At 72.1% G+C, this 14,189-nt stretch carries 12 protein-coding genes; 7 read left to right on the plus strand and 5 right to left on the minus strand.

The genetic code is table 11. The annotated features are described in order from the left end of the window. Nucleotides 1-53: 53 nt before the first annotated feature. Nucleotides 54-1,232, minus strand: coding sequence for an NAD(P)/FAD-dependent oxidoreductase (locus ACY0MR_RS34810; protein WP_392865591.1), 1,179 nt, complete (start codon nt 1,230-1,232; stop codon nt 54-56). Nucleotides 1,233-1,493: 261 nt separating this feature from the next. Between ACY0MR_RS34810 and ACY0MR_RS34815 the strand changes: the two genes are divergently transcribed. Continuing rightward, nucleotides 1,494-3,242, plus strand: coding sequence for an FG-GAP-like repeat-containing protein (locus ACY0MR_RS34815; RefSeq protein WP_473557561.1), 1,749 nt, complete (start codon nt 1,494-1,496; stop codon nt 3,240-3,242). An 84-nt stretch (nt 3,243-3,326) separates the two neighbouring features. Here ACY0MR_RS34815 and ACY0MR_RS34820 read toward each other — a convergent pair whose 3' ends face one another. Both ACY0MR_RS34820 and ACY0MR_RS34825 read right to left on the minus strand, forming a co-directional pair. Next, entirely contained in the window at nt 3,327-4,289 is a 963-nt protein-coding gene (locus ACY0MR_RS34820) for an endonuclease/exonuclease/phosphatase family protein (protein ID WP_404084680.1), read from the minus strand. A 253-nt stretch (nt 4,290-4,542) separates the two neighbouring features. Next, nucleotides 4,543-5,706 carry an esterase-like activity of phytase family protein gene (locus tag ACY0MR_RS34825; RefSeq protein WP_473557563.1) on the minus strand — a complete coding sequence of 388 codons (1,164 nt, stop codon included), beginning with the start codon at nt 5,704-5,706 and terminating at the stop codon, nt 4,543-4,545. Nucleotides 5,707-6,679: 973 nt separating this feature from the next. Here ACY0MR_RS34825 and ACY0MR_RS34830 point away from each other — a divergent pair. From ACY0MR_RS34830 to ACY0MR_RS34840, 3 genes are all read left to right on the plus strand, one after another. Further along, the gene (locus ACY0MR_RS34830; protein ID WP_388797984.1) at nt 6,680-7,441 is read left to right on the plus strand and encodes a bestrophin-like domain; all 762 of its coding nucleotides are present in this window, start codon (nt 6,680-6,682) and stop codon (nt 7,439-7,441) included. A 553-nt stretch (nt 7,442-7,994) separates the two neighbouring features. Then, the gene (locus ACY0MR_RS34835; protein ID WP_361846734.1) at nt 7,995-8,369 is read left to right on the plus strand and encodes a VOC family protein; all 375 of its coding nucleotides are present in this window, start codon (nt 7,995-7,997) and stop codon (nt 8,367-8,369) included. Nucleotides 8,370-8,520: 151 nt separating this feature from the next. Continuing rightward, complete coding sequence (locus ACY0MR_RS34840) at nt 8,521-9,291, plus strand: isocitrate lyase/PEP mutase family protein (RefSeq protein ID WP_473557567.1); 771 nt, start codon at nt 8,521-8,523, stop codon at nt 9,289-9,291. A gap of 90 nt (nt 9,292-9,381) precedes the next feature. On the opposite strand, the gene ACY0MR_RS34845 is transcribed toward ACY0MR_RS34840, so the two are convergent. Beyond that, nucleotides 9,382-9,678, minus strand: coding sequence for a hypothetical protein (locus tag ACY0MR_RS34845; RefSeq protein ID WP_361846738.1), 297 nt, complete (start codon nt 9,676-9,678; stop codon nt 9,382-9,384). A gap of 236 nt (nt 9,679-9,914) precedes the next feature. Here ACY0MR_RS34845 and ACY0MR_RS34850 point away from each other — a divergent pair, with 236 nt between their 5' ends. Next, the gene (locus ACY0MR_RS34850; protein ID WP_361846740.1) at nt 9,915-10,193 is read left to right on the plus strand and encodes a GlsB/YeaQ/YmgE family stress response membrane protein; all 279 of its coding nucleotides are present in this window, start codon (nt 9,915-9,917) and stop codon (nt 10,191-10,193) included. Nucleotides 10,194-10,332: 139 nt separating this feature from the next. Here the strand turns inward: ACY0MR_RS34850 and ACY0MR_RS34855 are convergent, their stop codons facing one another. Beyond that, nucleotides 10,333-11,124, minus strand: coding sequence for a response regulator (locus ACY0MR_RS34855; RefSeq protein WP_473557569.1), 792 nt, complete (start codon nt 11,122-11,124; stop codon nt 10,333-10,335). Between the two features lie 118 nt (nt 11,125-11,242). Between ACY0MR_RS34855 and ACY0MR_RS34860 the strand changes: the two genes are divergently transcribed. Together ACY0MR_RS34860 and ACY0MR_RS34865 are read left to right on the plus strand one after the other, a co-directional pair. Continuing rightward, the gene (locus ACY0MR_RS34860) at nt 11,243-12,847 is read left to right on the plus strand and encodes a sensor histidine kinase (RefSeq protein ID WP_473557572.1); all 1,605 of its coding nucleotides are present in this window, start codon (nt 11,243-11,245) and stop codon (nt 12,845-12,847) included. Further along, nucleotides 12,844-14,034, plus strand: coding sequence for a PP2C family protein-serine/threonine phosphatase (locus tag ACY0MR_RS34865; protein ID WP_388797997.1), 1,191 nt, complete (start codon nt 12,844-12,846; stop codon nt 14,032-14,034). Before ACY0MR_RS34860 ends, ACY0MR_RS34865 begins: the two co-directional genes overlap by 4 nt. Nucleotides 14,035-14,189: the final 155 nt, after the last annotated feature.

A 14,189-nucleotide genomic window follows, 5' to 3' on the forward strand; every position in this document is an offset into this window, starting at 1 on the left:
GGCGGCAAGGCCCGTGATCACCGAACCGGGCGCCGACCTGCCCGCCGTGCCCGTCACGCCACCGGCCTGCGGGTGGCGCGGCCGCCCTTGGACACGATCGTGCTGACGTTCATGCGCTTGCTGAACCGGTACGTCTTCAGCGGGCTGCCGCTGACCAGCTCCTTGTAGACGACGGCGCTCCGCCCGGTGAGGTGCATGCCGCGGGGCGTCTCGTCGGCCTTGGTGAACTGGATGACGGCGTCGCGGCGGCCGAGGCTGACCGGCTGGTGGAAGTAGCCGAAACGGAAGGGCTTGGCGGCCTTGCCGCGGACGAGGCGCGCGATGGTGTCGGCGGTGTGCTGGGCCGTGGGCAGGCCGCTCTGGCAGGTGCCGTGGAGCCGACCCCAGGCCAGGCGGACGGCCGCGGCGTCGCCGATGGCGTGGACCTCCGGGTGCGAGACCGAGCGCAGCGTGGCGTCGACCACGATGAGGCCGCGGTCGTCGGTGGTGATCCCGGCGTCGGCCGCGAGCGGCGACACCTTGACACCCGTGGTCCACAGGCAGGCGTCGGAGCGGACGAGCCGCCCGTCGGCCAGTTCGACCGCGTCGGGCAGCACCTTGGTGACGCGGGCGCCGGTCTCCCGTGTGATGCCGAGCCGGTCCAGCGCACCGTGGAGGTGGGCGCGGGCCTTGGCGCCCATCATGCTGCCGGGCTCGTCCAGGCTGATGAGGGTGACGTGCAGACCGGGGTGGCTCTCGGCGATCTCGGTGGCCGCCTCGACGCCGGTCAGGCCGCCACCGCAGACGGTGAGGGTGCCGCCGGACGCTGCGACCTCGGTGAGCCGCGCGGCGAGGAGGCCGGCGGTCCGGGGGCTGTCGAGGGTGAAGGCGTGCGTGTCGGCGCCGGGGACCCGGCCGGTGTCGGTCGAGCTGCCGAGGGCGTAGACGAGGGTGTCGTACGCGAGGGTCTCCGCGCCGTCGACGGTGACCCGCCGGGCCTCGGGGTCGACGGCGGTGACGGTGCCCTCGACGAACGAGACGCCGGTTCCGTCGAGCAGGTCGGGGATCCGGTGGTCGGCCAGTTCCTGCCCGGCGGCGATCTGGTGCATCCGCAGCCGCTCGACGAACCGGCCGGAGGGGTTGACCAGGGTGATGCTCACGCCGGTCCGGCGCGTGCGGCGGGCCAGCCGGATGGCGCTGAACACGCCCGTGTAGCCCCCGCCGACGACGACGATGCGGTGGTCGCTGCTCATGGCTTCTCCCAGGGTCGGGCACCGGTCTCGGTTCCGGTGACGTCCATGGGACAAGCGCCCCGCGGCAGACGTGACAGGCCGGAGAGGTGAGCTGGGTCACAGAGGTGTCGAGTGGGGTGGCACCCGACCTGACAGGTGTGTCCGACTCACCGTCAGAACCGCCTCCGCCGCCCTCTACCGTTACCCGGTCCCACTTCGTCCGGCGGCCCGCGCAGGTCGGCCCGGCCCGCCCGGCCGCCGCCTTCCACCAGGAGATACTCGGTGCACATACGCAAGTCCCTCGGCAGCGCCGGGGCGCTGCTCGGCACCCTCGCCGCCGGCCTCCTCCTCGGAGCCCCCGCCGCCCGAGCCGACGACGTTCCCTCCGCCTCCGCTCCCCCGCTCCGCTTCATCAGCTTCAACATGTGCGGCAGCGGGACGATGTGCGAGTGGAGCGCCCCCGCCGCCTACACGAACAAGGCGAAGTACGACGCGGTCGTCAACGAGACCGCGGCGGCCGACCCGAGCACGGCCACCGGCTGGAACGCGGACCAGATCTTCCTTCAGGAGACCTGTAGGTACCAGTTCGACACGCTGGCCGCGAAGCTCGCCCCCCACGGCTTCTCCGGGCATTACGTCACCACGAAGAACTTCGGCAACACTGCGGACAAGCAGTGCCAGAAGCCTGCCGGAGACACGGAGAGCATCCAGACCGGTGCCACGATCGGCGACTACGGCATGGCCGTCTTCGTCAAGGGCGCCGCCCTCGCGCGTACGGAGCTCGCCCTGGGCGCGTACGACGGCGAGGACATCGTGTCCCCCTGCATCAAGGCCTCCACCCAGGGCCGCCTCACCTGGGCCTGCTCCGTACACCTCGACTGGAACACCGCGAGCGACGCGGGCCGGGAGCAGCAGGCCAGGAGGCTCGCCCAGCAGGCGGACCTCTGGCAGGCCCAGGGCGTCCCGGTCTCCCTCGGCGGCGACTTCAACGGCAAGCCCGGCACCGCCATGGCCGCCACCTTCTACGAGCCGACGGTCGGCGACGGCGTCGCCTACGGCAACGGCGCCTTCAGGGAAGTCGACGAGACCGACCGCTCCCACTTCACCGCGGCCTGCCTCAGCGCCCAGGTGACACGCTGCCGCAGCGGTGCGACGACGTTCGGCGTGGCCAAGCGGAAGATCGACTACATCTTCCTCTCCGCCCGCCACTTCAAGGACGTCGTCGCCGACGCGCCTCCGCTCGTCGGCAACGCCACGGACCACCAGATGCTGCGCGGAGCCGCGGCCTGGGCGGACTGCGGCACGACCTGTGCCACCGACGGCCTCTTCCGCCGTGACGCGAACGGGGTCCTGCGCCGCTACGCCGGCCGCGTCGACGGCAGCCTGAGCGCGCCCGGCCAGGTGGGCGTCGGCTGGGGGACGATGAGCAAGATCGCCCGGGACGGCACCACGCTCGTGGCCGCCGACCACGACGGCCTCCTCTGGCGCTACCCGGCCGACCCGAGGACGGGCCAGTACTCCGGCTCCACCCGGATCCTCGCCGGCAACGGCGGCTGGCAGAACATCACCACGATCCTGGCCCCGGGCGACTTCGACGGCGACGGCAGGACCGACCTCGTCGCCCGTGACAAGGCGGGCGAGCTCTGGCTCTACCCCGGCGACGGCGACGACGGCTACGGCACCCGCAGGAGCATCGGCACCGGCTGGCAGATGTTCGACGTGCTCCTCGCTCCCGGCGACTTCGACGGCGACGGCAAGGCCGACCTGGTCGGCCGCACCCCCGTCGGCGACCTCTGGTTCTACGCGGGCGACGGCGCCGGGTCCTACGCCCCCCGTGTCCGGATCGGCGTCGACTGGGAGCGCTACACGGCACTCGCCGCCCCCGGCGACCTCGACGGCGACGGCAAGGCGGACCTGATCGGCCGTACCCCTGCGGGCGACCTGTGGTTCTACGCGGGCGACGGCGCCGCCTCCTACGCACCCGCCGCCCAGGTGGGCTACGGCTACCCCGCCGGCGAGCTGCTCTTCTGACCCTCCGGAGCGCCGCTCTCACGGAGCCCGGCCGCTCCGGCAGACCGCCGGAGCAGCCGGGCTCCGTCGTCGGACCAGACCCGACTACTTCAGCGTCACGTCTCCGACCAGGATCCGGTGGTCGGAGCAGAGGCCGATCGTGCAACTCGTGGAGGTGGTCAGCGCGTCGGCGCTGTAGGCGTGCGGCTCGGCGAGAGCAGACTCGCGGACCAGGAGGAAGTCGAGCTTCGGGTTGAGGGCGGGATCGCACGCGTTCTTCGCGGTCCCGGCCGGGTTGTTCGACGTGGGCTCGCCGTATCCGAGGCAACTGCCCGTGGTCGTGCCGTCGTTGTCGTCGAGCTCACGGTACGCGCCGGTGTTGCCGTCGTTGACGGTCGGCACGTTCACGGAAGCGGAGTAGACGTCGTCCATGGCCTTGTAGTGCGGCTGGACGTTGAGGTCACCGGCGAGCAGGACCTTCTCGCCGGCCGCGTTCCAGGCTTCGAGCTTCGCCAGGACGTCACCGATCTGCCGGTACTTGACGTCGTTCACCGTGGTCAGGTGCGTGACGCAGAACCGCACACCCGCAGCCGCGTTCTGGAGCGGCGCGCACAGCAGGTTGCGCTTCTCCGCTGACCCGTCGTCGGTGAGGGCGGTCCGGCTCGCGACCCCGAGCGGCTGCTTGCTGAAGAGCGCGTTCCCGTACGCGCCGTCCTTCGGACCGCAGACCCCGGACCCGGCCGGCAGGCTCGGCTCGAAGCGCGCGAAGTTCGTGTCGTCCACGTTCCAGCCCGTGGCCGCGAGCTTCGTCACGAGCGCGTCGAACTGGTCCTTGCACAGCTCGTTGAAGGCGACGAAGTCGGGGTTCCGGTTCACGATGGAGGACACGGCCGACGTCACCATGCCCGTGTCGGTCCGGCCGCCGTGGAGCGTGTTCCCCGCCGCGTTCCACTGCCAGACCTTGTAGGTCGTCGAGCTCGCCGCATCGGCCTGAGCCGTGGCAGCGGGCACCATGGCGGCGAGCAGCGCACCCGCCACACCGAGCTGAACGAGCCGTAGCTTTCGCACGAGAGATCCTCCCCTGGTCACATCGGCCGTCCCCGCGGCCGACACCGCAGGCTGCGGTGATGATCTCCGACACCTTCTCATGAGCCCCGACGCTCGCCGGAGCCGATCGGACGGTGTCGACCGCCGACGTGCTCGACCACGGGCGGGTCTCGTGCCACCACGGCGGCCGCGGCGGTACGAAGAAGGGCGCCCGTACGGGCCTCGCCCGACGGACGCCCCTGTCCTCCGCGGTGCGCGGCGGCCGGGCCCGGTCCTACCGGATGCCGAGGGCGACGATCTGCGTGATCGCCTCGGGGGTGAAGTTGTCGTCGCTGACGAGGACCAGCAGCCGCTCACCGGTGGGCAGTGCAGGGCCCCACGTCATGCCCTCGGTGTTGTCGACGGCCGACAGGCCCAGTGTGTCGAAGTCCGCGACGAGCGTCTTGCGCATCGGCACGACGGGCTGCCCGGCGAGCGACTCGACGTTCCGGACGTCGGTCGCCCCGCGCGTCGTGGCGTCGAAGAGTCGGATCCTGTAGCCCGCGCCGGCGACCCAGGTGCGTTCGAGGACGAGGTAGCGATTCGGCTGGTCGGGGAAGGCGAGGATCGACGGCACGCCGGTGTCCGGCCCCCAGGGGCTGGTGGGGTCGTTCACCGCGAAGATCCTCTCCAGCGGGTACGCGAACTGGCCGAGCACCCGGCCGGAGCGGTTCTGCTGGGTGACGCGGACCAGGGCGCCGTTCTCCACGTCCGGCTCCGGCCCGTCCTGGAGCAGCGGTCCCTCGATCGCGCTGGTCACCACCCGGCCCTGGGAGCCGAAGGTGAACGCCTCGACGGCCTGGTTCCTGCGCGGCCCGCGGTTCTCCGACGTGATCGTGTAGTTCGCGGGCAACCGCAGCTGCCCCCGGTAGGCGCCGTCGGGGGCGGCGTACTGGATGGACGGCTGCACGACCGGGGTGCCGAGGGCGCCGGGCCGGTCGCCCTCCTGCCCCCACCAGTAGGCGCAGCCGCGCGGGTCGACGCGGATCTCCTCCGGGTCGACGGCCTTGCCGTCGGCGAGTGCCGGAGACGGGTAGACGGCGCCGTCGGGCTGGAGGAACGGGTGGGTGCCGGTGAAGTCGACGGAGTGCACGCCGTCGGCGTCCACGTCCAGCCGAGCGGTGTAGAAGCGGGCGGGCTGGATGTTCGAGCGGTCGTCGCTGATGAAGACGTACTCGCCCGTGCACGGGTCGCGGTCGATGCCGGAGAGGCCGCCGACGGTGGTGTTCCGGAAGGCGAGCTTGTGCGGAACGGTCGTCTCGCCCAGCAGACGGGCCTGTACGGCGCGCCCGGACGTGCCTTCCGGTGAACCCGGTTGAGCGGCGGCCACGGCGGGCGCCAGGGTCGAGGTGAGAAGCAGGGCCAGGGAACACGCGCGTCGCGTCAGAGAGGAACTCACCCGATGATCATGGACCGCCGGCAGATGATGCACAGTCACCCAGGGGAGTGGAGCCGCGCAGTCCAGGCTCCCCGTGCGTCCGACGGACACCGCGTCCCGTCGGCGCGTTCACTCCGACGGCGGGCGGCCACCCCGGACGCCGTGACCGGTCGGGCTCATGATCGTTACCCGCAGTGGCAGCGTCGAGGGCAGGAAGGTTCCGTCGCCCCCTCGCGCCGCCGACAGGTGTCCGACGTCGGGTCGTCACGGGGAGGAACGGCGAGTGGCTGGCTGGATCAGTGTCGGTCTCGGAGCTGCCGCGGCGCTGTGCCCGCTGCCGCACAACGGAGACGTGACCGTCTTCATGGACCACTCGCCCGCCCACGACCGCCTGGTGGTGTGCGCCCCGGACGTCTGGGTCGACATGGGCTACGGCGACGAGGTGAAGGAAGACCCCCGCCCCCCGTGTGAGCCGACGCCGACGCCGCCCGTGATCCCGCCGCCTCCTGCGCCCCTGCCGTCGCGGCCGGCGACACCCCCACCGTCTTCGGCCGCCGATTCGGCACCGCCGACGACGCCTGCTCTCCCGGCGCCTGAACCCACCCCGGCAGCTCCTCCGGAGGCCCGTCCGCAAGCGGTTCCGGAACACCTTGCCGCGCCCCCGACCGCCCCGGTCCCCGAGGACCCGCCCCCGGCGCCGAGCGCGACCGCCCCCGCCCCGGCGCCCGAGGGATACCGCTGGGAGCCGCGCTCGCACTACACCGGGGGGCCGTCCCGCCCCGCCCCGCCCAAGCTCTCCATGACCATGTCCACGGTCGTGGTCACCCTGCCGGGCGTGCTGGCCGCGGCCGCTCTGCGGCCCGGATCCCGGCGCCGCAGCCGCGGCTGACCGCCCGCCCCACCTTCTCCCGTACGGCCGCCGGGCCCTCGAACGGCCCACCGCGCCCGTCCCCGCCTCTCGTACACATCGCTTCGCTCGTCCTGGAGTTGTGCAATGCCGGAATGGCTCGTCTACACACTGGCCTCGATCCTGGTCTGTGTCCTCGTCGTCACGGCGACCGTCCTGCGGCACCGCCGCGTGGCGGTCGACGAGGACACCTCGCAGACACCGGACGTGCTGGAGTACATGGTCATGATGGTCGGCGTCGTCTACGCCATCGTCCTCGGACTGGCGATCGCCGGCGTGTGGGAGGCCCGCACCGCGGCCGAGGACACCGTCCAGCGCGAGGCACAGGCCCTCTACGAGATCGACCAGCGCCTGGACGTCTATCCCGCCGCCTTCCGGACGCAGATCAAGGAGCACATCGACGCCTACGCCCGGCACGCGATCACCGCCGAGTGGCCCGCCCTGAAGGACGACCTGCCGGTCGACGACACGGGCGCCGAACTCCTCGGCCGCATCCGGAGCGACATCGCCCACCGCGCCCCGGCGGACGAACTCCAGGCCCAGGCCTACCAGCCGCTCCTGGACCAGGTCGCGGCCGCCGACGACGCCCGTCACCAGCGGCTCGACACCTCCGGCACGACCCTGCCCCCGGCCCTCTGGTTCGGCCTCGTCGCCGGCGCCCTGGTCACCCTCGGTCTGCTCTACACCCTCCAGATCCGCCGCTCCGCGCGCGAACTCCTGCTCGCCACCACCTTCAGCGCCCTCGTGGTGTTCCTGCTCTTCCTCGTCTGGAGCTTCGACGCGCCCCTCGGCCACTCCGGAACGGACTCCGCCCAACCCCTGAGCGACCTCCTCACCGCCACGGTCTGAGCGAGTACCACCCAGGTCCGACACCCGGCGCGGACCGCCGAGGCATGACAGGACTCCGGTCGGGCACGCGAGGGGGAGAGGGAGCTCCTTCCCTCCCGACCCAGTGAGGTGGTGTGACGATGGGAATCGACGTACAGGTCGGCCCCCCGGCGCGGCCGGTCCCGCCGGAGCCAGGTCCCGAGTCCCGCGGAGCCGGGACGCACATGGGCACGCCGCCCGACGATCCGGTGCCCCCGAGCCCCACCCCCGTCCCGGGGCCCGGCCCCGGGCCGCAGCCCGGCCCGCTGCCCGGTCCGGTGTCCCCGCCCGGCGGCCCCGATCCGGTGCCCCCGACTCCGCCGCGGCCCGAACCGGATCCTCAGCCGGGCGACCCTCGCCCGGACCCGGGACCCCGACCCGGTCCGCTGCCCGGCCCCGTCCCCGCGCCGGAGCCGCTCACCTGACGGGCGCATGAGGGAGCGGCGGCAGGGAAGCCGTCGCAACGGGCGGGGCCACACGAAATCGGGCCCTCCGTCCGGGAGAACGTGTCGTCGAACCACGAGGAGCGCACCTGATGATTCGGAAACTGCAGGCGATCGCACTGGACTGCGAGGATCACGTACGACTCGCACAGTTCTACGCGGACCTGCTCGGCGGCCGGGTCGTCGCCGACCCGGACGCCCCCGACTGGATCGAGGTGCACGGCTTCGAGGGAACACCGCTGGCCTTCCAGCGGGTGGACGGCTACCAGCCGCCCGAGTGGCCCGACCAGAAGCGACCGCAGCAGGTCCACCTGGACTTCGACGTGGACGACCTCGACGGCGAGGAGAAGCGTGCGGTCGCACTCGGGGCCACCGTGCTGGAGCGGACGGACGAGATCAGGCCGGGAGCGAACTGGCGGGTCTACGCGGATCCCGCGGGCCACCCGTTCTGCCTCTGCCTCCACTGATCCGCGCCCGGACCGGCCCGGCACCCCACCACGGGGTGCCGGGCCGGCCCGCGCCACGGCCGACGGACCCGTGGGAGATTCGGGTGCTGCTCGGCCATCGGGCGCCCTGCCGCCGCGCCGTTCGTGGCTCCGCAGGAGTAGCGTCGCCGCCATGGATCACAACACCACTGTGGAACGGGCCCGCCGGCTCGCGAAGTTGCACGCCGAGTACGAGCCGCTCGTCCTGCCGACCGTCTGGGACGTATGGTCCGCGCGGACCGCCGTCGACGCCGGGTTCCCCGCTCTGACGGTCGGCAGCCATCCGCTCGCCGACTCCCGGGGAGCCGCCGATCACGAGGGACAGACCTTCGAGGAGGTGCTCGCGGCCGTCCGCCCGATCATCGCGGCCGTCGACGTCCCCGTCTCCGTCGACCTGGAAGCCGGATACGGGCAGGAGCCCGCCGACCTCATCGCCGGACTCACCGGAGTCGGCGGCGTGGGCCTCAACCTCGAGGACACCGTCCACTCGCAGGGAGGACGCGTACGCGGCACGCAGGAGCACGCGGCCTACGTCGCAGGACTGCGCGCCGCCGCCGACGACGCGGGGATCCCGGTCTGGGTGAACGGGCGCACCGATCTGTTCCTCCACGCGGAGGACCCGTCCGCGGCCCTCCCCGAGGTGATCGAACGGCTGCGTGCCCTGCAGCAGGCAGGCGCCGACAGCGTCTACCCCGTGGGCATTCAGGACGACGACAGCCTGCTCGCGGCGGTCGTGGACGCCGTCACCGTTCCCGTGAACGCCACCGCCCACCCCGTCAAGCACGAGGTGGAGAGGTTCCGTCGTCTGGGCGTCCGCCGGATCACCTACGGACCCCTGCTCCAGTTCGCGATGGCGGACGCCATGCGGGAGATGCTCAAGCCGTGGGGAACCGACGGCGCCTAGCACTCCCCTCGGGTACGACGGCGCCCCTCCCGCCCGGCAAAGAGGCCGGGCGGGAGGGGCGCCGTCGTACCCGAGGGGAATCGGGCCCTCTCACACTGCGACAGGTCCCGCGATCGTGGCCTGCGACTCCGTACGGACCGGGGGTGCGGTGTCGGCGACGGTCAGGGATATGCCCAGGTCGTCGCAGAGTCTCTGGGCACGGGCGAGGATGCTCAGCGACGCCGGCGAGGGAGTGGTCGTCGGCCAGTGCCACCGCACCTGCCGAGGCTGGTGCGCGGAGAGCAGTCCCTCCACCTGTACCGCGGCGGCCGCTCGCGCCGACACGTCCAGATCACGCAGCAGGACCACGCGCAGGACGCCGTTCTCCGATTCGTGGCTGATGAACACGCCGACCTCTTTCCGCTCTGTGGTTGTCAGGCCGCGTCTGCCCCCGCGAGCGGGCCACAAACGCCACCCCGGCACCGGCGCGCACACCCGACCCGCAGCGCGGTCATGCCGTACGGCGCGGAAGCGGGGGAGTGTGCGACCACGCAGAGTGATCGGACGATTCATGTGTTTGGAATCCGCGGCGAGGTCCATACGCCACTCGACACCACGCATATTCGTCGAGGTAGGAGAAGCACATGGGCATCATCGCCTGGATCTTGATCGGACTGCTCGCGGGCTTCATCGCCAAGGCCCTGATGCCGGGCAAGGACCCCGGCGGCATCATCATCACGATGCTGATCGGCATCGCGGGCGGCCTGCTCGGCGGCTGGCTCGGCAAGGTCATCTTCGGCGTCGACTCCATCGACGGGTTCTTCGACCTGTCGACCTGGGTCGCCGCCATCGTCGGCTCGGTCATACTCCTGGCCCTCTACCGACTGGTCACCGGCAACAAGCGGCACCACCGCCACGCCTGAGTGATCCCCTGATCGCACCGGTCGGGCCAGGGCCTCGACCCGGCGATCTCGCCGGCACAGGGATGCGGTGGCGCACCGATCCCCGTCCGGGTGTTCCGCGAGAGCGGGTGGCGTACTCCGCCACCCGCTCTCGGACGTGTCAGCCGCGGGGCGCGCGGGTGGCGGTGTCCAGGTAGAACGCGTCGATGCTCTGGACCGCCGCCTCGAACTCGTCGAGGTTGACCGGCTTCGTCACGTAGGCGTTGGCGTGGCTGCTGTAGGCGCCGCTCACGTCGTCGGGCGCGGACGAGGTGGTGAGGACGACGACCGGGATGGTCTGGAGCGAGGGGTCCGACTTCAGGACCTTGAGCAGGTCCCGTCCGTTCATCCGGGGCATGTTCAGGTCCAGGACGATCAGGTCGGGACGCGGGGTGCCGGGCGTACGGAGGTGCTCGAGCGCGGCCACGCCGTCGGTGACCTGCACCAGGTTCCGCGCGCCCCGCTCGGAGAGGGCCTCCTCGATGAGCATGGCGTCGGCCATGTCGTCCTCGACGAGCAGGACGTCGAAGGGCTGGACAGGCGTGGTGATCATCGGGTGCTCCATGGGTGCGTCGTCGGAATGGTCGAAGAGTCCCGGCCAGCGTCGTCGGGCGCCCTGGCGGGTCATCCCGCACGCGGCGCCGATCTGCGGGTAACCGGCACCCGCACGGGCTGCGGACCGGGCCGCGTTCCGCTGGAGCTGCTCGGCGGCCTGCTGGACCTGTTCCAGCAGGTGCAGCATGGTCAGTGCCTCCGCCGCATCGCGGTCCGCGGCCGCCTGGCCTTCCGGCGCTGACGGGACGTCCTCCGACAGCTGGAGGGCAAGACGTCGCGCGAGGTGAGCGACGGCCGTCCTCGCGACGGCCGCCGTCTCGTCGGGCGCAGTGCGCAGAACGAAATCCCTGCCAGGCATATGGGGAACTGTAGGCGCAGATCCGACCCTGCGACAACATGCGTTGTCGGCCGCCCTCTACAGTGTGCGCTGCCGCTCTTCTCGGTTGGAGGCGGTCACCATCGGAGGGGTTCTCGGCATGAGCGGAAGTGCTGGATCGCGCGCGGGCAGGTTCTCTACCTGGACCACGCGCCGCTGGCTGCGTGTGGGCGTGGCCGCCTCGCTGACGGTTCTGACCCTCCTCGGGATCACCGGAGCCTGGGTGCTGGGGCGGACCGCGGCGATCAGCGACGACCTCGTGAACGTCAAGTCGCCCGCCCTCACCACGGCCTTCCGGCTGGAGTCGGCGCTCCTCAACCAGGAGACCGGGATCCGCGGCTACGGCCTCACCGGGGCCTCCGAGACCCTCGATCCCTACCGGCAGGGCCTGGCCGACCAGGCCACGCACGCCGCCCGCCTCCAGGAGCTGCTCCGGGGCGACGCGGGCGGCCTCGGGGACCTGCGGAGCGTCCAGGACGCCGCGGACGCGTGGCAGAAGCAGATCGCCCGGCCCGTCGCCGCCGCACCCGCCGGCTCGCCCTCCCCGCTGGCCACCAGCCAGGCCCACCAGGGCAAGGAGGCCTTCGACGCGCTCCGCGCCGCCCTCGGCGCACAGCAGGAGCGGCTGCGGACGGAGCGCGCAGAGGCGGCCGAGGACCTGAAGGACACCATGGCGCTGCGCAACTGGGTGTTCAGCACGATCGCGGCCGTGATCGCCGCCCTCGCGGTCCTGGTCTTCGAGGGCCTGCGCCGAGGGATCACCGGACCTCTGGACCGGCTCGGTACGGACGCCCGCATCATCGCGGGAGGGGACTTCGAGCACCCCATCACGCCGACCGGCCCGGCCGACCTGCGCCGGCTGAGCTCCGAGATCGAGTCGATGCGGCTCCGTCTCGTACGGGAGCTGGCCTTCACCGAGGAGGCACGACGGCGCCTCGACGCGCAGGCCGCGGACCTGCACCGCTCCAACGCCGAACTGGAGCAGTTCGCCTACGTCGCCTCGCACGACCTCCAGGAGCCGCTGCGGAAGGTCTCCAGCTTCACCCAGCTCCTGCAGCGCCGCTACGGAGGCAAGCTCGACGAGCGGGCCGACCAGTACATCGACTACGCGGTCGACGGCGCCAACCGCATGCAGGTGCTCATCAACGACCTCCTGGACTTCTCCCGGGTCGGCCGCGTCCACCGCGAACTGGAGAGCGTCGACCTCGAAGCCGTGCACGAGCGGACGCTGTCCTCGCTGAGCGTGAGCATCGAGGAGACCGGGGCGACCGTCACCCACGACCCGCTTCCGTCGCTCACCGCCGACAGCACCCAGCTGGGCATGCTGTGGCAGAACCTCATCGGCAACGCCGTCAAGTTCCACCGTCCCGACACGGCACCGCGCATCCACGTCTCCGCCGAGCAGGACGGCGACCTGTGGCGGTTCGCCGTCACCGACAACGGCATCGGCATCGCTCCGGAGTACGCCGAGAAGGTCTTCGTGATCTTCCAGCGGCTCCACACCAAGGACGCCTACAAGGGCAGCGGGATCGGACTCGCGATGTGCAAGAAGATCGTCGAGTTCCACGGCGGCACCATCGCCGTGGACACCGAGTACCAGGACGGGGCCCGCATCACGTTCACCCTGTCGACGCCCCGGCCCGCGACTGCGGAGCTCTTCGCCGGGTCGGCGGCGGGGCACGCGGACGGGGAGCAGGCACCGTGACCCTCTCCTCCACGGCCGCCCCCGTGGCCGCCGATCCCACGTACCGCATCCTGCTCATCGAGGACGACGCGGCCGACGCCCTGCTCGTCGAGGAACTGCTGTACGACACCGGGCTGAGCTTCGAGCTGACCACGAGGACCACCCTCGCGGCGGCCCGCGACGAGCTCGCCGCCCGGACCCTCGACTGCGTCCTCCTCGATCTGCACCTCCCCGACATCTCGGGGACCGAGGCCGTCGCCGCCGTCCGCTCCCTCGCCCCGCACACCGCCGTGATCGTCCTCACCGGCCTGTCCGAGAAGCAGGCCGGCGCGGAGGCCATGACGGCCGGCGCCCAGGACTACCTCGTCAAGGGCCGGGTCGAGGCCGAGCTGCTCCACCGGACGCTGCGCTACGCCGTCTACCGCAGCGAGACCGAGCGGGCCGCAGCCCAGGCGCAGAAGGCCCGGCTGCGCGCCGAGGAGAACGCCCGGCTGGAGCGGCGCCTGCTGCCCCCGCCGATCCTGGGCACCTCGGACGTCACCGTCACGAGCCGCTATCTGCCCGGTTCGGAGGGCGCCCTGCTCGGCGGGGACTTCCTCGACGTCGTCGAGGGCGACGACGGGCTGCTGCACGCGGTCGTCGGCGACGTGAGCGGGCACGGGCCCGACGCGGCCGCCGTGGGGGTGTGCCTGCGCATCGCCTGGCGTTCGCTCGTCCTGGGTGGGCACCAGGGTCCCGAACTGCTGCGGCTGATGGAGCGCGTCCTCGTCGCCGAGTGCGGCACCGACATGCTCTTCGCGACCTGCACGATCATCACCCTCGACCAGAAGGCGGGGACCGCCACCCTTCACCTCGCCGGCCACCACCGTCCCCTCCTCACCACGGCCGAGGGGACCCGGGAGATACCGGCGACCCACGGCACGGCCCTCGGCCTCGTCCCGGAGCTCGGGACCTGGACGGCCACGGTCGTCGACCTCCCGCCGGTCGGAGCGCTGACCATCTACACCGACGGCCTCTCCGAAGGCCACCACGGCCCGGGCCGTGAGCGGCTCGGTGTGCAGGGGCTTCTGCGGCTGATGCACGCGTTGCCTCCGAACGACCCGGCCGCCCACCTCGACCACCTCATCAACGAAGCGCGCGCCCTCAACGCGGCACGGCACACGGACGACGTCGCCGTGCTCAGGCTGGACTGGAACACCGGCGCCTGACCGGGGGCGGGCGAGCCCGTCCGGGCGTCGAGGAGTGGCGAGGCGTACACCGAGGACGTACGGGCTCCGAGGTCCCCGCGGGGGCGCCGCACCTGCTCGCGGCGATCTGCCGCTCCTGGACGGACGGAGGTGCCGTGGGCGTACGCGCCCGGGGC

Source organism: Streptomyces sp. JN8 (assembly GCF_055808075.1).